Here is a 21,386-nt window from a genome sequence, read left to right on the forward strand (position 1 = left end):
GTGTAGATCTGCGTGGTCGACAGGCTGGCATGGCCGAGCAGTTCCTGGATAGTGCGCAGGTCGCCGCCGCGGCCGAGCAGATGCGTGGCAAAGGAATGGCGCAAGGCGTGCGGCGTTGCGGTGTCCGGCAGGTTGAGCGCCGAGCGCAGCTTGGCCATCTCGCGCTGGACGATGGCCGGGTTGAGCGGGCCGCCGCGCGCGCCGCGAAACAACCGGCCCTTGGGGTCGAGATGGTAGGGGCACAGCCGGCGGTATTCGGCAACCGCCCTGAGCGCCACCGGCAGCACCGGCACCAGCCGCGTCTTGCCGCCCTTGCCGGTGACGCGCAGCACCGTGTCGGCCTCCGACGCCAGTTCGGCGCCGGCAAGGCCGAGCGCCTCGGAAATGCGCAGGCCCGAGCCGTAGAGCAGCGTCAGCACGGCGGCGTTGCGGGCGGCGATCCAGGGTTCCTCCGCCAATTGACCCTCGACGGAAACGACATGTTTTGCGTCACTGGCCGTCAGCGGTTTCGGCAGTGACTTTGGTTGGCGAGGCGCGCGCAGGGCCGCCGCGCCCGCTGCGTTGGCGAGACCACGCCGTTCCAGAAAGCGCAAGAGTGAGCGAATGCCGGCCAGCCCCCGGCCGAGCGTGCGGGCGCCTGCGCCTTCATTGCGGCGGGCGGCGAGAAAGCCGCGCAGGTCGGCCGGGCGCAGATCGGCGATGTCGGCTATGCCGGGCGGGCCGCCATTATGACCCGTCAGGAAATGCAGGAACTGCCTGGTGTCGCGCTCGTAGGCTTCCACCGTCTCGGGCGACAGCCGACGTTCTCGCGCGAGCATCTTGAGCCAGCTTTCGCGCGCCGCCTGGAGGTCGGGCTTTGCCGGGATAAGGAATTCCTGCATGGCGTCGTTCCGGTTCGCCGTCATTTTCCGGCAGCCGGGTTAGGAAGCGGTGAAGAGGCGTCATTGAAATGACAATCCGGTGGGGCTAGGAGTCGACCGGCGGCAAGTCAAAACCGTGGTGATTGGCCAAACGGGGTATCCGCAAATAGAGAGTTGCAGGAACGAAACCCGTGAGCCTTTCTGAACTGCCGTGGGTTTGATCACCGTAACGAATGGGTCCTCGGGTCTGCGCAGTCGCTTCGCGCCTGCTCCGCCCGTGGATGACGAAGGTAAAAGCGCGCCATGAGCAAGCCCCAGAACCCTGTCCAGATGGCCGTGATCGGCGCCGCCCACGGCATCAAGGGCGAATTGCGCGTCAAAACCTTTACCGGCGATCCGCTGGCGCTCGCCGATTACGGGCCGCTTTACGCAAGGGACGGCCGCGCCTTCCAGATCATCGACATAAGGCCCGCCAACACCGTGGTCGTGGTGCGCTTCAAGGGTGTCAGTGACCGCAACGCGGCCGAGGCGCTGGCCGGCACGGAGCTGTTCGTCGATCGCTCCATGCTGCCCGATGACGGCGAGGAGGACGAATTCTATCATGCCGACCTGATCGGTCTGGAGGTTCGGGACGATACGGGAGCCGTCCTTGGCAAGGTAGTCGCCGTGCACAATTTCGGCGGCGGCGACATCCTCGATGTGACGCTGGCCGGACGCAAGGGCGTGTTAATCCCGTTCACGCAGGCCGCTGTGCCCGAAGTGTCGATCGCCGAGGGTTTTGTGCGCGTCAACCAGGCGGCGGCCGGACTGGTCGAGGACGAGGACGGCGAAGCGCCGCGCGAGGAAGGCTTCGACCCGAAGGGCAGGCCGCGCGGCCCGAGGGACGCCGGGGGCAACCGGTGAGCTTCTCCGCCTCCGTGCTTACGCTCTACCCGGAAATGTTTCCGGGTCTGCTTGGCCTGTCGCTGGCCGGGCGGGCGCTGGAGGCGGGTACATGGTCGCTGCAGGCGATCCAGATCCGCGACTTCGCAACCGACCGCCACCGCACTGTCGACGACACGCCGGCCGGCGGCGGCGCCGGCATGGTCATGCGCGCCGATGTCTTGGCCAGGGCGATCGACCATGCCTCGCCCGAAGGCGATTTGCGGCCACGGCTGCTGATGAGCCCGCGTGGAAAGCCGCTGACGCAGGCGCGCGTGCGCGAACTGGCCGCCGGGCCGGGCGCCGTCATCCTGTGCGGCCGCTTCGAAGGCATCGACCAGCGGGTGATCGACGCGCGAGGATTGGAGGAAGTCTCGGTCGGAGACTTCATTCTGTCCGGTGGCGAGCCGGCGGCGCTTGTGCTGCTCGACGCGGTCGTGCGGCTGCTGCCCGGCGTCATGGGCAATGCCGTGTCGGGTGAAGAAGAGAGCTTTGAAAACGGCCTGCTCGAACACCCGCACTACACGCGGCCGCAGGATTTCGAGGGCCGGCCCATTCCCGAGGTGCTGACCTCGGGCAACCACGGCAAGATCGCGGCGTGGCGGCGGGCACAGTCGGAGAAGCTGACGCGGGAACGGCGGCCGGACTTGCTCGGCTCTCCTCAGCCCTTGGCGAAATAGTAGAAAGCCAGGAACAGCCCGACCGCGACGACGAAGCCACGCACCACGTTCTGCGGCACGCGCTTGGCGATCCACACGCCGGCATAGCCGCCCAACGCGCCGCCGGGGATCATGATGATCGCTTGCGGCCAGGCGACGACGCCACCCGAGACGAAGACGACGATGGCGACCGCTGCGATGACCATGGCCAGCATGTTTTTCAGCGCGTTCAGGCGGTGGTAGTCGCCGGCCTGGGTCAGGCCGAGCGTCGCCAGCATCATCACGCCCATGCCGGCCCCGAAGAAGCCGCCATAGATGGCCGTGACGAACTGCGCCAGCGAGCCGGCCAATGAGCCCACGGAAGCCTCATGCCCCGGCTTGGGTGCGGGCTTCAGCCACGGCCCGGCGGCGAACAGCGCCGTCGCGGCCAGCAGCAGCCATGGCACCAGGACGCGAAATGACGGATTGTCCAGCGCCAGCAGGATAAGCGCGCCGGCCAGTGCGCCGAGCGCCGATATCAGGCAGAGCAGCAGGGCGCCACGCCAGAAATGGCGGATGTCGTCCCGGTAGGCCAGCGTCGAGGTGATGTAGCCGGGAAATTGCGTCACCGAGGAGGTCGCGTTGGCGACGATCGGCGGCAGGCCGACCAAGGTCATGGCACCGAAGGTGATGAAGGTGCCGCCGCCCGCGACCGCATTGGCGGCGCCGGAAAGAAAACCCGCCATGAATAGCAGGACCGCGTCGAAAAAGGACATGAGGATGCCGCCGGAGAACTATGGTTGCCCCGCCTTAGGCAGCTTGAAGGGCCCTTGCAACCCGGTAGTGGACAGATACGATGGTGCACGCGAGCAAAAAAGACGCGGCCAAGACGTGACAAAGCGTCGAAATAGCTGTATGTGCCCGCCGAACCGGGAGAAATCTGCCGGACCCGTCAACAATGGCGGTGTAGTCGCCCCTGCCCGATGTTTTCGAACAAAGGGCATAGCCGAGCGGTCATTGGAACTGCAAGGCGAGCGCCGGGCGCTCTGACTGTCGGAAGAACAAGAAGTGGATTATTGAGATGGATCTCATCCGTCAGCTCGAGGCCGAACAGGCCGCCAAGATCGAAGCCAAGCGCAAGCTTCCCGAATTTCAGCCCGGCGACACCGTGCGCGTCCAGGTCCGCGTAACCGAGGGCACCCGCACCCGCGTCCAGGCCTATGAAGGCGTCGTCATCGCCCGCGCCGGTTCGGGCTTCCAGGAAAATTTCACCGTCCGCAAGATCTCCTACGGCGAAGGCGTCGAGCGCGTCTTCCCGGTGTTTTCGCCAATGGTCGAAGGCGTCGAGATCGTGCGTCGCGGCAAGGTGCGTCGTGCCAAGCTCTATTATCTGCGCGACCGTCGCGGCAAGTCGGCCCGTATTTCGGAGAACACCGGCGTGCGCGCCCGCAAGCTCAACGATGAGGAGCGCGACGCGCTGAACGCCGAGAAGGCGCGCATCGAGGCCGAGAAGGTTGCCGCCGCGCAGGCGCTGGCCGCCGAGACGGCCGCCAAGGAAGCCGCCGAGAAGAAGGCCGCCGACGAGGCCGCCAAGGCTGCGGAAGCCGCTGCCGCCGAATAAGGCTTTCGACAGAGACTTCTGAAAAAGGCGGCTTCGGCCGCCTTTTTTTCGTTTCGGAGCCCGCCCTTTGCCACATGCGGGCTTCCAAAGCGGGATTGACTTCTATGATACGGTACACTAATTAATCGTGTACAAATTAATTTTGGAGACTTGATATGACCGCACTCTATTCGACCCAGGCGCGTGCCGTCGGCGGCCGCGCCGGCCACGTCCAGACCGATGACGGCCTGCTCAGCCTTGATCTCGCAATGCCGAAGGAGCTTGGCGGCAAGGGTGGCGCCACCAATCCCGAACAGCTTTTCGCCGCCGGCTATGCCGCTTGCTTCGAAAGCGCCATGCGGTTTCTCGCCGGCAAGCAGAAACTGCCGCTGCGCGATGCCTCGGTGACGGCCACTGTCAGCCTCCATCCCAACGGCCAGGGCGGTTTCCTGCTCGGCGTTTCCCTGGCGGCCGAGACGAAAGGTCTTGATCAGGCGGCCGCCGAAGCGCTTGTATCGGCAGCGCACCAGATCTGCCCCTACTCCAACGCAACCAGGGGCAATATCGAGGTGGCGATTTCGGCAAAGGCGACATGACGGCGAAAACCAAAGACACGGCCAACCAGGTCCCGGCGGGTGACGCCGGGACAAGCGCGGTCCCAAGGCTCAGCGACCAGCTCTGCTTCGCGCTCTATTCGGCGAGCGGATTGATGACGAAGCTCTACCGGCCGTTGCTCGATCCGCTTGGCCTGACCTATCCGCAATATCTGGCCATGCTGGCGCTGTGGGAGCGCGCGCCGAGCACGGTGGGCGAGCTCGGCGAGGCGCTGGGCCTCGATTCGGCGACGCTGACGCCGCTGCTCAAGCGGCTCGAGGCCGGCGGCCTGGTTACGCGCCGGCGCGATCCTGCCGACGAGCGCCGCGTGCTGGTCGAGCCGACAGCCAAGGGCCAAGCCTTGCGCGAGCGCGCCAGGGACATCCCCGCCGCCATGCTCTGCAGCATGCCGCTCGACCCAGCCGAGTTGAAGTCGCTGCATGGCACGCTGACCCGCTTCGTCGCCGGGCTGCGCGAGGCCGATGCCGGAGCGCCGCAGCGCGGCTGATCGGCCACGGCAAGGATCGTTTCCCAAAATCCCGGCCGAAAGTATCTATTTGCGTTTTTCGCCAGCCGTGGCGCAGCGGAGCGTCTTGCATGGCGCTTGCGGAGAGCTAAAGTCGGCGCCGGATTTCCTTTGCAAGCCCGGCCCATGTCCGGGCGCTTTCACTTCCGGGGAGTGTGTCATGACAAAATCGAAACTGCTGCTGGCCGGCCTGCTTGCCGTCATGCTTGCGCCCGTTGCCGCCTTCGCCCAGGCGCTGCCCGATCTCGGCGGCAAGAAAGTGGTGGTGGTGACGGAAAACGCCTATCCGCCGCTGCAGTTCATCGATGCCAAGACCGGAAAACAGATCGGCTGGGAATATGACGCGATGAACGAGATCGCCAAGCGGCTGAATTTCACCGTCGAGTATCAGAACACCTCCTGGGACGCGATGATCCAGGCGGTTTCCGACAACCAGTACAACATCGGCATGACCGGCATCACCATCAAGGACGACCGCAAGCAGAAGGTGGATTTCTCTGACCCTTATATGCGCTCGGAACAGTTCATGTTGGTGCGCGGCGACGAGAGCCGCTTCACCGACGCCAAGACCTTCGGCGCCTTCAAGGACGGGCTGATCGGCGCGCAGGCCGGCACGACGCCCTTCTACACCGCTGTCTACAGCGTGCTGGACGGCAATGAGCAGAACCCGCGCATAAAGCTGTTCGAGACGTTCGGTGCCACCGTGCAGGCGCTGAAGACTGGCGACGTCGATGTGGTGCTCACGGACGGCACTGCGGGCAAGGGCTATGTCGACGCTTCCGAGGGCAAGCTGAAGCTGATCGGCGGCCCGCTGGGCACCGAGGATTTCGGCTTCATCTTTCCCAAGGGCTCCGACCTGGTGAAGCCTGTCAACGCCGCGATCGCCGCGCTCAAGACCGACGGCACGTTCGATGCGCTGAACAAGAAATGGTTTCTGGATTACAAGATGGGGCAGTAGTTCGTCTTGATGCGGGCGGTGCGCGTGCGGGAACTCGCGCTGAGTTTGCGCTTGAACGCCCCCCTCTGCCCTGCCGGGCATCTCCCCCTCAAGGGGGGAGATTGGCAGCTTGGCCTTCGTCCCACATGCAGCATCGATGAAGATTGGCGAAGGCCGATGAGACATCTGATCTCCCCCCTTGAGGGGGAGATGTCCGGCAGGACAGAGGGGGGCGCCTTGGCGCCTGCCTTGCGCACTATGCACCTCGCCGGCCACGCCTGATGGCCCCCCCACCATCCTCCGTCAAACCTGAATTCCCCTGGTGGCTGGCCGCCGCCCTTGTCCTTGCCTTGGCCGCCGCGCTCGCCATCGCCGCCAGCGATCTTTATGCCCAGGTCTTCGCCACTGTTGCCAAGGGCATCGGCGTCACCGTCTTCGTCACCATTGTCGCCTTCGCGCTGGCCTCGATCATCGGCCTCGGCATCGCGCTGATGGGATTGTCGGGTTCGCAGTGGCTGCGGCAGATCGCGCGTTTCTATGTCGAGATCATCCGTGGCGTACCGATCCTGGTGCTTTTGTTCTGGATCGCGTTTGCCGGCGCACCGGCTTTCGTCGCAGCCTGGAACGCGCTGACCGCGCCGCTGCAGAGCACCGGCTATCTCGGCGAGTTGCAGGTGCGCGACGTCTCGCTCTTGTGGCGCGCCGTCATGGCGCTGACCATCGGCTATTCCGCCTTCATCTCCGAAGTGTTCCGGGCCGGCATCCAGGCGGTCGAGAAGGGCCAGATCGAAGCGGCCAAGGCGCTCGGGCTCACGCGGGCGCAACGTTTCCGGCTCATCGTCTTTCCGCAGGCGATCCGTACCATCCTGCCGCCGCTCGGCAATGACTTCGTCGCCCTGGTCAAGGATTCCTCGCTGGTCTCGGTGCTCGGTGTCGCCGACATCACGCAGATGGGCAAGGTCTATGCCGCCGGTTCCTTCCGCTTCTTCGAGACCTATTCGATAACAGCCTACATCTATCTCATCCTGACCGTCGGCTTGTCTTTGGCGCTCCGGGCGCTGGAACGGCGGTTGCGCCGCCAGCATCAGGAATAGTCTTTCGGCAAGGACGGCGTTACGCTCCAGTTGCGCACTGGAGGAGGAGCATGCCCATGAACGTCGACAAGGCCAATGCTGCGCTGGATTCGGTCTATACGGCCGATACGCCCGAAACCCTGGCGCAGGCCTATGCCGCATGGGCCGCGACTTATGACAGCGAGACCGCCTCGCTCGGCTATCTCCTGCCGTTCCTCATCACCGCCTGGGTGGCGCGCCACGTGCCTGCGGGCGAAGGGCCGCTGCTCGACGCCGGCTGCGGCACCGGCCTGTCCGGGCCGTCGCTGAAGGCGCTGGGCTACGGCGATATCGCCGGGCTCGACCTGTCGGACGACATGCTGAAGATCGCCGGCAGCCGCAACGCCTATGGCGAGCTGAAGCAGGCAATGCTGGGCGGCCCGCTGCCCTGGCCCGACGGCCATTTCCGCGCCTTCTTCTCGACCGGCGTGTTCACCATCAGCCATGCGCCGGCTTCCGGCCTGCACGAACTGGTGCGCGTCACGAAGAAAGGCGGCCACGCCATCTTCACCGTGCGCGACCAGGTGTTCGAGAGCGGTGGTTTCCAGGCCGTCTTCGACGAGCTGGAACGGACGGGAAAATGGCGGCTGATGGAGCAAAGCCCGTGGTTCCGCTGCTATGCGATTGCCGAGCCGGATGCGCTGGTGAAGACGTTTGTCTTCGAGGTGCTTTGAACCGCGGGTCCGCCAAGCTTGGTGCGCATCCCCCGGAGGCGTGGACGCGAGGACGAGGAACCCAGGTCCCGCGCAGCCACCGCCAATTGCCGAAAAGCCAAAACATTGCTATCTACCCCGCCATGGAAGAGCTTTTTGGCGATCCGGCCTACAAGGGGTTCGTGCTGCAGGACAGAAAACGCCTGCCGTCGCGCTTCTCCGCGCGCGTCTGTGGCGCGCCGACCAGCCGACTTACGCGGGCCGACTGATCAACTCGTTTCGCCTGACATCTCGGCGTCTGCCCTTCCCTTTCTCATATCGACGGATTTACGCACATGAGCGCACCGCGCACCCTCTATGACAAGATTTTCGACGACCACGTCGTCGACCGCCAGGACGACGGCACCTGCCTGCTCTATATCGACCGCCACCTCGTCCATGAGGTGACCAGCCCGCAGGCCTTCGAGGGCCTGCGCATGAGTGGCCGCAAAGTCCGTCATCCCGAAAAGACGCTGGCCGTGGTCGACCACAACGTCTCGACCTCGCCCGAGCGCAAGTTCGGCATCAAGAACGAGGAAAGCCGCATCCAGGTCGAGGCTCTGGCCAAGAACGCCAAGGATTTCGGCGTCGAATATTATTCCGAGAATGACATCCGCCAGGGCATCGTCCACATCATCGGGCCGGAACAGGGTTTCACCTTGCCCGGCATGACCATCGTCTGCGGCGACAGCCACACCTCCACCCACGGCGCCTTCGGCGCGCTGGCGCACGGCATCGGCACGTCGGAGGTCGAGCACGTGCTGGCGACGCAGACGCTGATCCAGCGCAAGGCCAAGAACATGCTGGTGCGCGTCGACGGCCAGTTGCCGGAAGGCGTCACCGCCAAGGACATCATCCTCGCCATCATCGGCGAGATCGGCACCGCCGGCGGCACCGGCTATGTCATCGAATATGCCGGCGAGGCGATCCGCTCGCTGTCGATGGAAGGCCGCATGACGATCTGCAACATGTCGATCGAGGGCGGCGCGCGCGCCGGCCTGATCGCACCCGACGAGACGACCTTCGCCTATGTCAAGGACAAGCCGCGCGCGCCCAAGGGCGCCGCCTGGGACGCCGCGCTCGCCTACTGGAAGACGCTGCAATCCGACGAAGGCGCGCATTTCGACAAGGTGATCGTGCTCGATGCGGCCAAACTGCCGCCGATCGTCTCCTGGGGCTCTTCCCCGGAGGATGTTGTCTCGGTGCAAGGGATTGTGCCGAACCCGGAAGACATCACCGACGAAAACAAGCGCACCTCAAAGCAGCGCGCGCTCGACTATATGGGCCTGACGCCGGGAACGAAGATCACCGACATCGCCCTCGACCGTGTCTTCATCGGCTCCTGCACCAACGGCCGCATCGAGGATCTGCGCGCCGCCGCCAAGGTGGTCGAGGGCAGAAAAGTCAATCCGCGCGTCAACGCCATGATCGTGCCGGGCTCCGGCCTGGTCAAGGAACAGGCCGAGGCCGAAGGGCTGGACAAGATCTTCCTCGCCGCCGGCTTCGACTGGCGCGAGCCGGGCTGCTCGATGTGCCTTGCCATGAACGACGACCGGCTGAAGCCACATGAGCGCTGCGCCTCGACCTCGAACCGCAATTTCGAGGGCCGGCAAGGCTTCAAGGGGCGCACCCATTTGGTGTCGCCGGCCATGGCTGCGGCGGCGGCGATCGCCGGCCATTTCGTCGATATTCGCGACTGGAAGTAAACCGCGGCTGGTTCGATCGAAACGCAAGGGCCCGGACCGCGATGCGATCCGGGCCTTCTGCTTGAGCGTCCAGAGCATGTTGGAGCTTCACCGGTCGTCGCGGCGGATGATCTCGTGGAACTGCTCGCGGCGCCCCGGTTCTTCGGCGGCGACCACCAGGGCCAGCCCGCGTTCATCGAAGAGTTTGAACCATTCGTCCCACTCGACCAGCTCATAACCTCCGGCATTGATCGGGCGCTCCGGCTGGTCTTCGTCCTCATAGGCGTGCTGGCCGAATACCAGCCGCAGCATCGCCTGCGTGCCGGCTTCGGGCGACACGTCGACAATGGCCGGAAAGCCGGCGCGTGACGCGGCCCATGAACGGATTGCCTCGTGATCGGTCAGGGTGATTGTATCGGCCATTATCGGTTCCTCTTCTGCGCTGGACAAACGCAGGTCCGGCGCGCCGGTTCCACGTCACGCTCCGCACCCGCGTGACACATATTCGCTTTCGCTTAACCGCTTGTTTGGGCTTGCGCCCTAAGGTCTTCCCCGACGTCAAGCGAGGGGAAGTCACGGTCCTTTGGACACCGGCCTGCTGATAGCGTTGTTAAACCCGACGATCGCGCTGGCCCTCGGCGCGGCGTTCCTCGTGCTTTGGTTCTATCAGCGCCACCGTCCCTATCTGGCCGTGCTGGCGGTAAGCTATTCGCTTGCGGCGGCCGGGTTCCTGTTCCAGCATTTCACGCTGCCCGTTGGCTTGGCACCGTCGAAGCTGCTCTCCAATCTATGCTTCTGCGTTGCCGGATCCTGCCTGGCCGGCGCGATCGTGGCGCGGCATGGCCGGCGAGTGCCCTATGCCGGGCTTTGCGTCTTGGCGAGCGGCGGCATGGCCGCCTTTTGCTGGTTCCTGTTCGTCCAGCCGGACCTGACATGGCGGGTCCTCGTCATCAATTTCGCGCTCGGCGGCATCAGCCTGGTGGCAGCCGCCGAATTGCGCAAGGTGCGTGGCAATGGCCCGACGGAAAAGATCCTGTTCGTCCTGGCGTTGCTCGCGGGGCTGAATTTCTTCGTGCGCACGCTTGCCGTCATCGTCGCGCACGGGCCTTTCGCGACTTATGACGAGCTCTATACATCCTCCTATTGGACGACGGCGTTGCTGTCGCACGCGCTGCTGTCGCTGCTGATCGCGCTTTGCCTGTTCTCCGCCGCCGCGCTCGACGTGATGAAGGCGTTGAAGGTCGAAACCTACACAGATCCGCTGTCTCGCCTCCTCAACCGGCGCGGCTTCGAGCAACGGGCGGCACTGCTCTTGCAACGCTGCGCGGCGGCGAAATTGCCGGTGGCCCTTGTGCTGGCCGATCTCGACCACTTCAAGGCGCTCAACGACCTGCATGGGCATGCCGCGGGCGACCGGGTGATCGCCGACTTCGCCGCCAAGCTTCGCGCCGCCGCCGGTACGCGCGGTGAGGCCGGACGTATCGGCGGCGAGGAATTCGCGGTGCTCCTGCCTTTGACCGATCTTGCCGCCGCGCGGCTGCTCGCAGAGGCCGTGCGCGTGGCCTACTCGGCCGGCGGCGTCGATGGACTTCCGCCCGGCACCAAGGTCACCGCCAGTTTCGGCGTGGCGGCGCGCAGCGGCGACGAAGCTCTGGAGCCGTTGATGCGCCGCGCCGACGAGGCCCTCTACAAGGCCAAGAAGAACGGCCGCGATAGCGTGCGCCTGTCCTATGAGCGGCCGGAAACGCTGTTCGTGCCGGAGCCGCTCAAAGCCGGCTGAAGGCGATCGGCCGACGCCTTCATCATCCAGGACCCGCGCCGCACCGCTTCGTTCCTTGCTTCGCCCTGAAGGGCGATGGCAACCATCCTTCGGCCAATCTCCGAGGCGTGCGCGAGCCTTCCGATATGACCTGACGTTAACTTCTTTTTCGCCCGTCGATGGTTTGCTGCCGTCAGGGGCTTGGGAAATCATGGGCGGCGCGGACTTCATCCTTGTCATCAATCTGTTCGTTGCCGGGCTGCTGGCGGCGGCCTTCATGGCGATTGCCGTCTATGACATCGGACGCGTCTCGGCACGCTGGCTGGCGTTCGGTTATGTGCTGGGCATGGCCTATTTCGTCGTGGAATTCAGCATCCCCGCCTTCGACAATGCGCGGCTGGTGGTCGTCGCAGCCTTTGCCGTTTTCCTTGGCGCCACCATCGCCTTCAACGGCGGGCTTGCGCATAGATACGGCGTGACGCCGCCCTGGTCGGCGATGCTCCTGATCCTGGCCGTTGCGTCTGTCGCGGTCTATTTCGCCCAGGATCTGCCGCGCCAGTCCCTAGTCAGCAAGATGGCCTACCAACTGCCCTACGCCGTCATGCAGCTTACCGGGTTCGGCATTGTCTGGTCGTCCAGGCAAAGGCGTGGCCGGCTCGATCGGATGCTGATGGCGGTGCTGGCGGCCAGCGCCATGCAGTTCGCCAGCAAGCCATTCATCGCCGATGCGCTTGGCGGCCGCGGCGCCGCCCCACAATCCTATCTGCAGACCAGCTATGCCCTGGTATCGCAATCGCTCGGCACCGTGTTCGGCGTGGCGCTGGCCTTGCTGGCGCTGGCCATACTGATGCGCGACGTGCTCGCCGAGGCGACGTCGAAATCGGAAACGGACACGCTGTCGCGGCTCCTCAACCGCGGCGGCTTCGAGCATCACGCCGAGAGGGCGCTGGGGGAAGCGGCGCGCCGGGGCGTCCCAGTCGCGCTGGTCATCGCCGATCTCGACCGCTTCAAGTCCATCAACGACAATTACGGCCATGCCTCGGGCGACCGGGTCATCGAGGCCTTTGCCCGCTTCCTGCGCGAGGCCGCGGCCGACCACCATGTCGCCGGTCGTATAGGCGGCGAGGAGTTCGCCATCATCCTGCCAGGCACCAACCTTGCCGCCGCGCGGCTGTTCGCCGAAGGCGCGCGCAGCGCCTTCGGGACGCTGCCCATCGACGGGCTCCCCGCCGACAATCGCTGCACGGCAAGCTTCGGCGTCGCCGAGCTTCATGCCGGCGAGCATTTTTCCGATCTGATGCGGCGTGCCGATGAAGCGCTCTATCAGGCCAAGGATGCCGGGCGCGACTGCGTGCGCGCTTCCGCCGGGCCAGCCAGGCCAGAGGCCGTGGCGCTGTTCAGCGGCAGGGGCTGAGCTCGGGCATTTCGCCGTCGGAGAGGCCATACATATAACTGCGCCCCTTCACGAACACCGGCGGCCGATAGCAGTCGCCATAGCCCGACATCTCCTCAGCCCCGTTCTCGTAGATCACCTTGGGCTGGCCGGCGCTGGTATAGTCGGACAGCTGCTTGGCGAGCTTGCCTTCGCCGACGAGGATGCGCTTGTAGCCGGCGGCACTGTCGATGACGAGATTGCCGAAGGAATCGGCGTAGACCCGATCCTGGTGGCGTCCGTCCGCCAGCGCCGGCGCGGCGAAGCCGACGGCCAATACCGCCACTGTGAGCGCCGCAAGGCGCGATCTGCCCGAATTCGAACGCATGGCGTCCTCCATGTTGGAGACAAAGCCTCCTCGAATCGGAAATTAACCTTTTCTTAACCTTTGTTAAGAGGCTGGCGCGGTTCTCACCCATGTCTTGATAAACATGGTTAACGAGGCACATGACGCGATCGTGATCGACGGCCGCGAGGCGCTGGTGATGAAGGCGGGCTCGGCGCCGCTGACCTGCCGCTGAGCCGAAGCCCGCGCCGCCACATATATGCTGCACCGCAGCGAGAACGGGCCGGCTTGGCATCGTCACGCCTAATCGATTGAAGCCCGGACCTGCCTTTTAATCAGACTAAATTACGTTTTCGAAACGGTTTTCCGGCTTTGACGCGGTGCAAAAAGAGCATTAGAAACCGGCTGTCCGAAGTCGCAACCGGAAGCGGCAATGCCGCATTTCCACCTGAGGCTCCAGGAACGCCGAACTGGGGGAGCCATGAGCAAATCACCAGCCACCCGCGAATTCGCCAGACGTGAACGGCCGCTTTCGCCGCACCTCAGCGTGTATCGGCCGCCGATCACCATGACGATGTCGATCATCCATCGCATCACCGGCGGCGCGCTCTATTTCGGCACGCTCCTGGTCGCGATATGGCTGATGGCGGCGGCGAGCTCGCAAGCCACTTTCGATTGGGTGAGCTGGGCCTTCGGAACCTGGCTCGGACGGCTGATCCTGTTCGGCTACACCTGGGCGCTCATGCACCACATGCTGGGCGGCGTGCGCCACCTGATCTGGGATACCGGCGCCGGTCTCGAAAAGCATACCGCCTCCAAGATCGCCTGGGCGACCCTGGCCGGCTCGGTCCTGCTCACGCTGCTGATCTGGATCGCCGGCTATATGGCGCGAGGAGCCTGACCATGAGCACTGGAAAGACCGACATGCGCACGCCGCTGGCGAAAGTCCGCGGCCTGGGGTCCGCCCGCGAAGGCACCGGGCATTTCTGGCGCCAGCGCCTCACGGCAATCGCCAACATCCCGCTGATCCTGTTCTTCACCGGGTTCCTGGTCGCGCTCAACGGCGCCGGTTATGCGGAGGTGCGGGCAGCGCTCGCCAACCCGTTCGTGGCGCTGATGATGGCCCTTGTGCTCATCTCGCCGCTTTATCACATGCGGATCGGCATGCAGGTGATCATCGAGGATTACGTGCATGGCGAAGGCATGAAGCTGGCGCTGATCGCCCTCAACACTTTCTTCACCGTAGCGGTCGGCGTGGCTTCGCTCTTCGCCCTGCTCAAACTGGCATTCGGAGGCTGACGTTTTGGCCAAGAACGCGAAAGAAGCCAATACGGCAGGCTATACCTATGTCGACCACAAATTCGACGTCGTGGTCGTCGGTGCCGGAGGTGCGGGACTGCGCGCTACGCTGGGCATGGCCGAACAGGGCCTGCGCACCGCCTGCATCACCAAGGTTTTCCCGACCCGCTCGCACACGGTGGCGGCGCAGGGCGGCATTGCCGCTTCGCTTTCCAACATGGGCCCGGACTCCTGGCAGTGGCACATGTACGACACCGTCAAGGGTTCGGACTGGCTGGGCGATGTCGACGCCATGGAATATCTGGTGCGTGAAGCGCCGGCCGCCGTCTACGAACTCGAGCATTACGGCGTGCCGTTCTCGCGCACGGAAGAGGGCAAGATCTACCAGCGGCCGTTCGGCGGCCACATGATGAATTACGGCGATGGCCCGCCGGTGCAGCGCACCTGCGCGGCCGCCGACCGCACCGGCCACGCCATCCTGCACACGCTCTACGGCCAGTCGCTGAAGAACAACGCGCAGTTCTTCATCGAGTATTTCGCGCTCGACCTGATCATGGAGCCGGACGGCACATGCACAGGCGTCGTCGCCTGGAACCTCGACGACGGCACCATCCACCGCTTCTCGGCCAAGATGGTTGTGCTGGCGACAGGCGGCTATGGCCGCGCTTATTTCTCGGCCACATCGGCCCACACCTGCACCGGCGACGGCGGCGGCATGGCCGCGCGGGCGGGGTTCCCCTTACAGGACATGGAGTTCGTGCAGTTCCACCCGACCGGCATCTACGGCGCCGGTTGCCTGATCACGGAAGGCGCGCGCGGCGAGGGCGGCTATCTCGTCAACTCCGAGGGCGAGCGGTTCATGGAGCGCTACGCGCCGTCGGCCAAGGACCTTGCCTCGCGCGATGTCGTCTCGCGCTGCATGACGCTGGAAATCCGGGAAGGCCGCGGCGTCGGCAAGAACAAGGACCATATCTTCCTGCATCTCGACCATCTCGATCCGGCGGTGCTGCACGAGCGGCTGCCCGGCATCTCGGAATCGGCGAAGATCTTCGCCGGCGTCGACCTCACCAAGGAGCCGATTCCGGTGCTGCCGACGGTGCACTACAATATGGGCGGCGTGCCGACCAATTACTGGGGCGAGGTGCTCAACCCGACGATCCTTAATCCCGATCGGGTCTCGCCCGGCTTGATGGCGGTAGGCGAGGCCGGCTGCGCCTCGGTGCACGGCGCCAACCGGCTGGGATCGAACTCGCTGATCGACCTGGTCGTGTTCGGCCGCGCGGCGGCGATCCGTGCCGGCCAGGTCATCGACCGCAAATCGGCAATCCCGTCGCCCAACCAGGCCTCGGTCGACAAGATCATGGACCGCTTCGACCGGCTGCGCCACGCCAACGGCTCGACGCCGACGGCGGTTCTGCGCGAAAAGATGCAGCGCGCCATGCAGGAAGACGCGGCGGTGTTCCGCACGCAGGAATCGCTGGAGAACGGTTGCAAGCGCATTTCGCAGATCTGGGGCGAGCTCAAGGACATAAAGGTTTTCGACCGCTCGATGATCTGGAACTCCGACCTGGTGGAGACGCTGGAGCTGGAAAACCTGATGGCCAACGCCATCACCACGGTCTACGGCGCCGAGGCGCGCAAGGAGAGCCGTGGCGCGCACGCGCGGGAGGATTTCTCGGCCCGCGACGACGCCAACTGGCGCAAGCACACGCTCGCCCATCTGAGCGAGACCGGTGAGGTGACGCTCTCCTACCGTCCGGTGCACACCGAACCGCTGCTGGCCGAAAAGGACGGCGGCATCAGTCTCGCCAAGATCGCGCCCAAGGCCAGGGTGTATTGAAATGACGTCCAGCCGCGTCATCCGAAAGGACCTGAGGTAATGGTCGAACTCACGCTCCCCAAGAACTCGAAGATCCAGCAGGGCAAGACCTGGCCGAAGCCGGAAGGCGCGACCAATCTCAGGGAATACCGCATCTACCGCTGGTCGCCGGATGATGACGAGAACCCGCGCATGGACACGTATTTCGTCGACATGGACGATTGCGGGCCGATGGTGCTGGATGCGCTGCTCTGGATCAAGAACAAGATCGACCCGACGCTGACCTTGCGCCGCTCCTGCCGGGAAGGCATCTGCGGCTCCTGCGCCATGAATATCGACGGCTCCAACACGCTCGCCTGCACCAAGGGCTGCGACGACATATCGGGCGCCGTCAAGATCTACCCGCTGCCGCATATGCCCGTCATCAAGGACCTGGTGCCCGACCTCACCAATTTCTACGCCCAGCACGCCTCGATCGAACCGTGGCTGAAGACGGTCTCGCCGCAGCCCGCCAAGGAATGGCTGCAGAGCCATGAGGAGCGTGAGAAGCTCGACGGGCTCTACGAATGCATATTGTGCGCCTGCTGCTCGACCTCTTGTCCGAGCTATTGGTGGAACGGCGACCGTTATCTCGGCCCGGCAACCCTGCTGCAGGCGTATCGCTGGCTGATCGACAGCCGCGACGAGGCCACGGGCGAGCGGCTGGACAATCTCGAGGACCCCTTCCGGCTCTATCGCTGCCACACCATCATGAACTGCGCGCAGACCTGCCCCAAGGGCTTGAATCCGGCCAAGGCGATCGCGGAAATCAAGAAGATGATGGTGGAGAGAAGGGTTTAGGCGCTCGCTCGCGGCAATCTTGAACGCAGCGATCCTTCGCGCCCCCTTTCTCCGGCAGGACAAAAGGGGCGCTGTCTTGCCAGCTTCAAAAAGGATTGCAATCCAATGACGGACCTCCCCATCCTGTCTCCTCCCGAAGCGCGTGTGCTCGGCTGCCTCATCGAGAAGAAGGAGCTGACGCCGGACGTCTATCCGTTGACCCTCAACGCAGCGCTTGCCGCCGCCAACCAGAAGACGGCGCGCGAGCCCGTCATGGCGCTGGAGCAGACAGAGGTGCACCGGGCGCTAAAGCTGCTCGAGCAGAAGGGGCTGGTGCGGCAGATGTTCGGCTCCCGCGTCGAGCGCTACGTGCACCAGATGGCGCAGCGCTTCTCGCTGACCACGCCTCAGACCGCCTTGGTCGGTCTGCTTTTGCTGCGCGGGCCGCAGACGGCGCATGAATTGTTGGCACGCAGCGAGCGCATGGCAAGGTTTTCATCGATCGAGGATTTGCGCGGTGAACTCGATATGCTGATCGGCCGTCGACCGCCGCTCGTTCAGGAAATCCCGCGCGGTCCAGGCCAACGCGAGGACCGCTATGTGCATCTCCTCGCCGGGCCGGTTGACGTTGCCGCCCTGTCGGCGCAGCGCACTGCATCGGCCGTGCCCGCTTCCGACCTCGAAGCGAGAGTGGAGGCGCTGGAGCAGGAAGTCGCAGCCCTTCGCGCCCGGCTCGACGCGCTGGGCGCCTGAGCGGTCGGGCGTGTCCGGCGCGACCATGCGCGCCGGGATGCCGGGGTCTCAGCCGAGCCTGGCGTCGAGCGATACGTTGATGGCGCCCAGCGCTTTGGAAACAGGGCATTCGGCCTTGGCCTTCTCGGCCAATTCCTTGAACTTCGCCGCGTCGATGCCGGGCACCTTGCCGACAAGGGTGATCGCGCTGCCCGTGATGCCGGTGCCGGGAACCAGCGTCACCACGGCCTTGGCGTCGAGTTCGGCTGCCGGGGTGCCGTTCTCGGCCAGGAAATGCGACAGCTGCATGGCGTAGCAGCCGGCGTGCGCGGCCGCGATCAGCTCTTCCGGATTGGTGCCGGATTTGCCGCTCTCGTCCTCGAAGCGTGCCTTGAACGAATAGGGCGTGCCGTTCAGGGTCCCGCTCTGGCTGTCGAGCGTGCCTTTGCCGTCCTTCAGATTGCCCTTCCAGACGGCGGTTGCGGTGCGGTCCATGAATTCCTCCTTGGTTGTCGTGAACTTGTCCAGGTGAGCCCAGCGTCCGGCCAACTATAGCGCGGGCATGCGCGAAGACCACTGCGCTGTTTGGACCACGGCGTGATGACGGTTCATTCCTTTCGAAAAAAATCCGCGTGCAAAAATGTCGGCTTCCATTCGGCCCGACCGTCCTGCGGGCGACCACGGGATTGTGGCCGGATGGAGGTTCACATGGACAATCTGTTTTTCGCAATATGGAAGACCCCGGGCCGCAAGGCTCAACGACGGCAGGACTTCTGGCTGGAGCCGCCGCCGTCCGGTGTCCGCAGGCTGCTGGCGGCTGTCGCCATCGTCGCGGTCGCGGCATGCCTTCTCGACCATGCGGCAGCGGTCGAAGGCAAGGCTGACACGCTCGTCGCCGCATCCTATGATTCATCGCAGCAAGGGAGCGCGAAATGAAATATGTCTGCCTGGTCTATGGTGAGGAGAAAGACCTCCACGCGCTCACTCCGGAAGGATCGGCCAAGCTCGACGCCGATTCGCTGGCCTATGACCGGTCCTTGGACCAACAAGGCAAGCTCATCGTCGCGCAGGCGCTGCAATCGGTGAAGACCTCGAAAACCGTGCGCCGTCGCAAGGGCAAGCGGCTGGTCACCGACGGCCCGTTCGCCGAAACCAAGGAGCAGTTGCTCGGCTTCGTCATGATCGAGGCGAAGGACCTCCAGGAGGCACTGGACATCGCCGGCGGCATTCCGCTGGCCGAACTCGGCACGATCGAGGTCCGGGCGATCTATGACGTGCCCGGGTCATAAGCGGCGCGGCGGGTCAGATCGCCTCGCCCTTCAAAAGGCGCGGCGTGCCGGCTGAAAGCCCCGACGCCTGGCGGATGAAGAATTCCTTCAGCCGTGGCATGCGCTCGACCAGGCCGAGGCCGATGTCGCGCACCGCGCGCAGCGGGCCGATATCGTTGGAAAACAGCCGGTTCAGCACATCTGTCGTGACGCCCATCTGCACCGTGTCGAAACGACGCCATTGCTGGTAGCGCTCGAGCACGTCGAGCGCGCCGATATCCTGGCCCAGCCGGTCGGCTTCGACGATCACCTCGGCCAGGGCGGCGACATCCTTGAAGCCGAGATTGAGGCCCTGGCCGGCGATCGGGTGGATGCCGTGGGCGGCATCGCCGGCAAGCGCCACGCGCGGCGCGACGAAGGCGCGCGCGATGGTAAGACCCAGCGGCCAGGCGCGCGGCTTGTCGGCGACGCGGATCTCGCCAAGCTTGAGGCCGAAACGCTGTTCCAGCTCATGCTCGAAGAGGAGGTCGTCGCCGGCGACCAGCGTCTGAGCATCTTCCGACCGCTCGACCCAGACGATCGACGAGCGGTTGGAGCCGTCCTCGCCCGGCTTCAGCGGCAGCGTGGCGAAGGGGCCGGCGGGCAGGAAATGCTCTTCGGCACGGCCGTTGTGGGGCCGTTCATGTGCCACGGTGCAGACGATGCCGGACTGGCCGTATTCCCACTTCGCCGTCTTGATGCCGGCCATGTCACGCAGCTTCGAATTGACGCCGTCGGCGGCGACCAGCAGCCGCGCCTTCAGCGTCGCGCCGTCGGCCAAATGCACGGTGATGCCTGCACCATTGGTTTCGAACCCTTGCACGGCAACGCCTTCGATGATGTCGACGCCGAGCTTTTCGGCGCTGCGGCGCAAGGCGCCGTTCAGCACCCGGTTGGCCACCATATGTGCGAAGGGCTCGCCCGGCGCCACCTCGCCGTCGAAAGTGAGGAAGACCGGGCGCACAGGATCGGCGGCACGCGAATCGGTGATGATCATCTCGGTGATTGCCTGCGCTTCCGGCGCGATCTCGGCCCAGACGCCGAGCCGCTCGAGCATGCGGCAGGCGGCCGCCGCAACGGCCGAGGCGCGCCCGTCCCTTTGCCAGGAGCCGGGGAGTGCGGCATCGACCAGGGCCACGGCAAGCTCCGGTTGCGCCTGTTTCAGCGACACGGCGGCAGCCAAGCCGACATAGCCGGCGCCGGCGACCAGAACATCGAGCCCGGACCTGGTTTTCGCCTCTGCCTTGCCTTCCATGGTCTTCGCTCCTTGCAAGCCAGCCTGCCATCCGCCCTTGACGGCCCGTCCTTCCTGTCGGAAACCCGCCGAGGAAATCTTGAGGCGAGGTCACGACACATGACGGCGGCCATGGACGAGCTTCTGCGCATTCTCGACCTCGAGAGGCTGGAACACAATCTGTATCGTGGTCGCAGCCCCCAGGTGGAGTGGCAGCGCGTGTTCGGCGGCCAGACCATCGCCCAGGCGCTGGTGGCGGCGCAGCGGACCGTCGAGCCCGACCGCTACGTGCATTCGCTGCACGGCTATTTTATGCGGCCGGGCGACATCAAGGTGCCGATCATCTACGAGGTCGACCGCATCCGCGACGGCGGCTCCTTCACCACCCGCCGGGTGCTGGCGATCCAGCACGGGAACGCGATCTTCTCGCTGGAAGCCTCGTTCCAGGTCGATGAGAAGGGGCTGGAGCACCAGTTCGCTTTGCCCGACGACGTGCCGCCGCCGGAAGGGCTGAAGACGCAGCGCCAACTGCTCGAAAAGGCCGACCGGGTGCCGGAAGCGGTGCGACGCTTCTGGGCGCGCGAGCGACCGCTGGAGCTCAGGCCGGTCAATCTCCAGCACTATGAAAGCCGTGACAAGCTGCCGCCCCGGCAGAATGTCTGGATCCGCCTCGCCGGTCCCGTCCCAGACGACCGCGCGCTGCAATCGGTGTTGCTCGCCTATCTCTCCGACATGACGCTGCTCGACACCTCGACCTTCGCGCATGGGCGCGGGCTGTTCGATCCCGACATCCAGGCGGCCAGCCTCGACCATTCGATGTGGTTCCACCGCCCGCATTCGCTCGACGGCTGGCTGCTCTACGCGCAGGACAGCCCCTCGAGCTCGGGATCGCGCGGATTCAGCCGCGGCACGCTTTATGCCCGCGACGGCACGCTGATCGCCTCGATGGCCCAGGAAGGCTTGATCCGGCTCAAGCGTTGAGCAGTCCTTTCGACCAAAGCCCGCCAAATAGGCGTTTTCTGAAAACTGCTTAATTATTGAGCAGAAGCTGTGCCGCGCTCATCGGTACGGTGCGATCGCCGGTGCGTCAATTCCTTTGTTTACAACCAGTTAACACGCTGCTTCGGCAATTGG

At 64.9% G+C, this 21,386-nt stretch carries 25 protein-coding genes; 19 read left to right on the top strand and 6 right to left on the bottom strand.

Annotation, left to right across the window (positions count from 1 at the left end):
- Positions 1–881: tyrosine recombinase XerC (locus tag FJ942_RS10135; RefSeq protein WP_140563957.1), on the bottom strand; the 881-nt coding region annotated here is incomplete at its 3' end.
- Between the two features lie 282 nt (positions 882–1,163).
- Between FJ942_RS10135 and rimM the strand changes: the two genes are divergently transcribed.
- Together rimM and trmD are read left to right on the top strand one after the other, a co-directional pair.
- Positions 1,164–1,763 carry a ribosome maturation factor RimM gene (rimM, locus tag FJ942_RS10140; RefSeq protein ID WP_140492758.1) on the top strand — a complete coding sequence of 200 codons (600 nt, stop codon included), beginning with the start codon at positions 1,164–1,166 and terminating at the stop codon, positions 1,761–1,763.
- Positions 1,760–2,461 carry a tRNA (guanosine(37)-N1)-methyltransferase TrmD gene (gene trmD, locus FJ942_RS10145; RefSeq protein WP_140492755.1) on the top strand — a complete coding sequence of 234 codons (702 nt, stop codon included), beginning with the start codon at positions 1,760–1,762 and terminating at the stop codon, positions 2,459–2,461. Before rimM ends, trmD begins: the two co-directional genes overlap by 4 nt.
- Here the strand turns inward: trmD and FJ942_RS10150 are convergent.
- Positions 2,443–3,195: a sulfite exporter TauE/SafE family protein gene (locus FJ942_RS10150; RefSeq protein ID WP_140518089.1), complete on the bottom strand. Its 753-nt coding sequence runs from the start codon at positions 3,193–3,195 to the stop codon at positions 2,443–2,445. The genes trmD and FJ942_RS10150 overlap by 19 nt on opposite strands.
- 305 nt (positions 3,196–3,500) lie before the next feature.
- Here FJ942_RS10150 and rplS point away from each other — a divergent pair, with 305 nt between their 5' ends.
- The 7 genes from rplS to leuC all read left to right on the top strand — a co-directional run bounded on the left by rplS (position 3,501) and on the right by leuC (position 9,586).
- Positions 3,501–4,040 carry a 50S ribosomal protein L19 gene (gene rplS, locus FJ942_RS10155; RefSeq protein ID WP_140492749.1) on the top strand — a complete coding sequence of 180 codons (540 nt, stop codon included), beginning with the start codon at positions 3,501–3,503 and terminating at the stop codon, positions 4,038–4,040.
- Positions 4,041–4,195: 155 nt separating this feature from the next.
- Complete coding sequence (locus FJ942_RS10160) at positions 4,196–4,615, top strand: organic hydroperoxide resistance protein (RefSeq protein ID WP_140492746.1); 420 nt, start codon at positions 4,196–4,198, stop codon at positions 4,613–4,615.
- Positions 4,612–5,121 carry a MarR family transcriptional regulator gene (locus FJ942_RS10165; protein WP_140518092.1) on the top strand — a complete coding sequence of 170 codons (510 nt, stop codon included), beginning with the start codon at positions 4,612–4,614 and terminating at the stop codon, positions 5,119–5,121. Before FJ942_RS10160 ends, FJ942_RS10165 begins: the two co-directional genes overlap by 4 nt.
- Positions 5,122–5,299: 178 nt before the next feature.
- Entirely contained in the window at positions 5,300–6,097 is a 798-nt protein-coding gene (locus FJ942_RS10170) for a transporter substrate-binding domain-containing protein (protein WP_140524675.1), read from the top strand.
- Between the two features lie 260 nt (positions 6,098–6,357).
- Complete coding sequence (locus tag FJ942_RS10180; RefSeq protein WP_140492737.1) at positions 6,358–7,170, top strand: amino acid ABC transporter permease; 813 nt, start codon at positions 6,358–6,360, stop codon at positions 7,168–7,170.
- 56 nt (positions 7,171–7,226) lie between these two features.
- Positions 7,227–7,862, top strand: a complete 636-nt coding sequence (locus FJ942_RS10185; protein ID WP_140554845.1) for a class I SAM-dependent methyltransferase — start codon at positions 7,227–7,229, stop codon at positions 7,860–7,862.
- Between the two features lie 314 nt (positions 7,863–8,176).
- A complete protein-coding gene (leuC, locus tag FJ942_RS10195; protein ID WP_140518096.1) occupies positions 8,177–9,586 on the top strand; it encodes a 3-isopropylmalate dehydratase large subunit in 1,410 nt (469 codons plus the stop codon).
- Between the two features lie 87 nt (positions 9,587–9,673).
- Here leuC and FJ942_RS10200 read toward each other — a convergent pair whose 3' ends face one another.
- Complete coding sequence (locus FJ942_RS10200; protein WP_140492726.1) at positions 9,674–9,988, bottom strand: hypothetical protein; 315 nt, start codon at positions 9,986–9,988, stop codon at positions 9,674–9,676.
- 160 nt (positions 9,989–10,148) lie between these two features.
- Between FJ942_RS10200 and FJ942_RS10205 the strand changes: the two genes are divergently transcribed.
- Positions 10,149–11,345 (top strand): GGDEF domain-containing protein, encoded by a 1,197-nt coding sequence (locus FJ942_RS10205; RefSeq protein ID WP_140563954.1) that lies wholly within the window; start codon positions 10,149–10,151, stop codon positions 11,343–11,345.
- A 190-nt stretch (positions 11,346–11,535) separates the two neighbouring features.
- Positions 11,536–12,738 carry a GGDEF domain-containing protein gene (locus FJ942_RS10210; RefSeq protein WP_140897632.1) on the top strand — a complete coding sequence of 401 codons (1,203 nt, stop codon included), beginning with the start codon at positions 11,536–11,538 and terminating at the stop codon, positions 12,736–12,738.
- On the opposite strand, the gene FJ942_RS10215 is transcribed toward FJ942_RS10210, so the two are convergent.
- Entirely contained in the window at positions 12,722–13,084 is a 363-nt protein-coding gene (locus FJ942_RS10215; protein WP_140654923.1) for a hypothetical protein, read from the bottom strand. The two genes, FJ942_RS10210 and FJ942_RS10215, sit on opposite strands and share 17 nt — an antisense overlap.
- Positions 13,085–13,523: 439 nt before the next feature.
- Between FJ942_RS10215 and sdhC the strand changes: the two genes are divergently transcribed.
- The 5 genes from sdhC to FJ942_RS10240 all read left to right on the top strand — a co-directional run bounded on the left by sdhC (position 13,524) and on the right by FJ942_RS10240 (position 17,732).
- Positions 13,524–13,943, top strand: coding sequence for a succinate dehydrogenase, cytochrome b556 subunit (gene sdhC / locus FJ942_RS10220; protein ID WP_140518100.1), 420 nt, complete (start codon positions 13,524–13,526; stop codon positions 13,941–13,943).
- Positions 13,944–13,945: 2 nt separating this feature from the next.
- On the top strand, positions 13,946–14,341 hold the full coding sequence (gene sdhD, locus FJ942_RS10225; protein WP_140492709.1) for a succinate dehydrogenase, hydrophobic membrane anchor protein: 396 nt from the start codon (positions 13,946–13,948) through the stop codon (positions 14,339–14,341).
- Between the two features lie 4 nt (positions 14,342–14,345).
- Positions 14,346–16,181: a succinate dehydrogenase flavoprotein subunit gene (sdhA, locus tag FJ942_RS10230; protein WP_140897634.1), complete on the top strand. Its 1,836-nt coding sequence runs from the start codon at positions 14,346–14,348 to the stop codon at positions 16,179–16,181.
- 39 nt (positions 16,182–16,220) lie between these two features.
- Positions 16,221–17,000: a succinate dehydrogenase iron-sulfur subunit gene (locus tag FJ942_RS10235; RefSeq protein ID WP_140518103.1), complete on the top strand. Its 780-nt coding sequence runs from the start codon at positions 16,221–16,223 to the stop codon at positions 16,998–17,000.
- A gap of 105 nt (positions 17,001–17,105) precedes the next feature.
- On the top strand, positions 17,106–17,732 hold the full coding sequence (locus tag FJ942_RS10240; protein WP_140897636.1) for a DUF480 domain-containing protein: 627 nt from the start codon (positions 17,106–17,108) through the stop codon (positions 17,730–17,732).
- A 48-nt stretch (positions 17,733–17,780) separates the two neighbouring features.
- On the opposite strand, the gene FJ942_RS10245 is transcribed toward FJ942_RS10240, so the two are convergent.
- Positions 17,781–18,206: an OsmC family protein gene (locus FJ942_RS10245; RefSeq protein ID WP_140492697.1), complete on the bottom strand. Its 426-nt coding sequence runs from the start codon at positions 18,204–18,206 to the stop codon at positions 17,781–17,783.
- A gap of 213 nt (positions 18,207–18,419) precedes the next feature.
- Between FJ942_RS10245 and FJ942_RS10250 the strand changes: the two genes are divergently transcribed.
- Together FJ942_RS10250 and FJ942_RS10255 are read left to right on the top strand one after the other, a co-directional pair.
- Positions 18,420–18,647 (top strand): hypothetical protein, encoded by a 228-nt coding sequence (locus tag FJ942_RS10250; protein WP_140492694.1) that lies wholly within the window; start codon positions 18,420–18,422, stop codon positions 18,645–18,647.
- Positions 18,644–19,000 carry a YciI family protein gene (locus tag FJ942_RS10255; RefSeq protein ID WP_140550698.1) on the top strand — a complete coding sequence of 119 codons (357 nt, stop codon included), beginning with the start codon at positions 18,644–18,646 and terminating at the stop codon, positions 18,998–19,000. Before FJ942_RS10250 ends, FJ942_RS10255 begins: the two co-directional genes overlap by 4 nt.
- Positions 19,001–19,013: 13 nt before the next feature.
- Here the strand turns inward: FJ942_RS10255 and FJ942_RS10260 are convergent, their stop codons facing one another.
- The gene (locus tag FJ942_RS10260) at positions 19,014–20,273 is read right to left on the bottom strand and encodes a ubiquinone biosynthesis hydroxylase (RefSeq protein ID WP_140897638.1); all 1,260 of its coding nucleotides are present in this window, start codon (positions 20,271–20,273) and stop codon (positions 19,014–19,016) included.
- A gap of 99 nt (positions 20,274–20,372) precedes the next feature.
- Here FJ942_RS10260 and tesB point away from each other — a divergent pair, with 99 nt between their 5' ends.
- Positions 20,373–21,233 carry an acyl-CoA thioesterase II gene (tesB, locus tag FJ942_RS10265; protein ID WP_140524665.1) on the top strand — a complete coding sequence of 287 codons (861 nt, stop codon included), beginning with the start codon at positions 20,373–20,375 and terminating at the stop codon, positions 21,231–21,233.
- The last annotated feature ends 153 nt before the right edge of the window (positions 21,234–21,386 follow it).

The organism is Mesorhizobium sp. B2-4-2, from assembly GCF_006442845.1.
Taxonomy (GTDB): Bacteria; Pseudomonadota; Alphaproteobacteria; order Rhizobiales; family Rhizobiaceae; genus Mesorhizobium.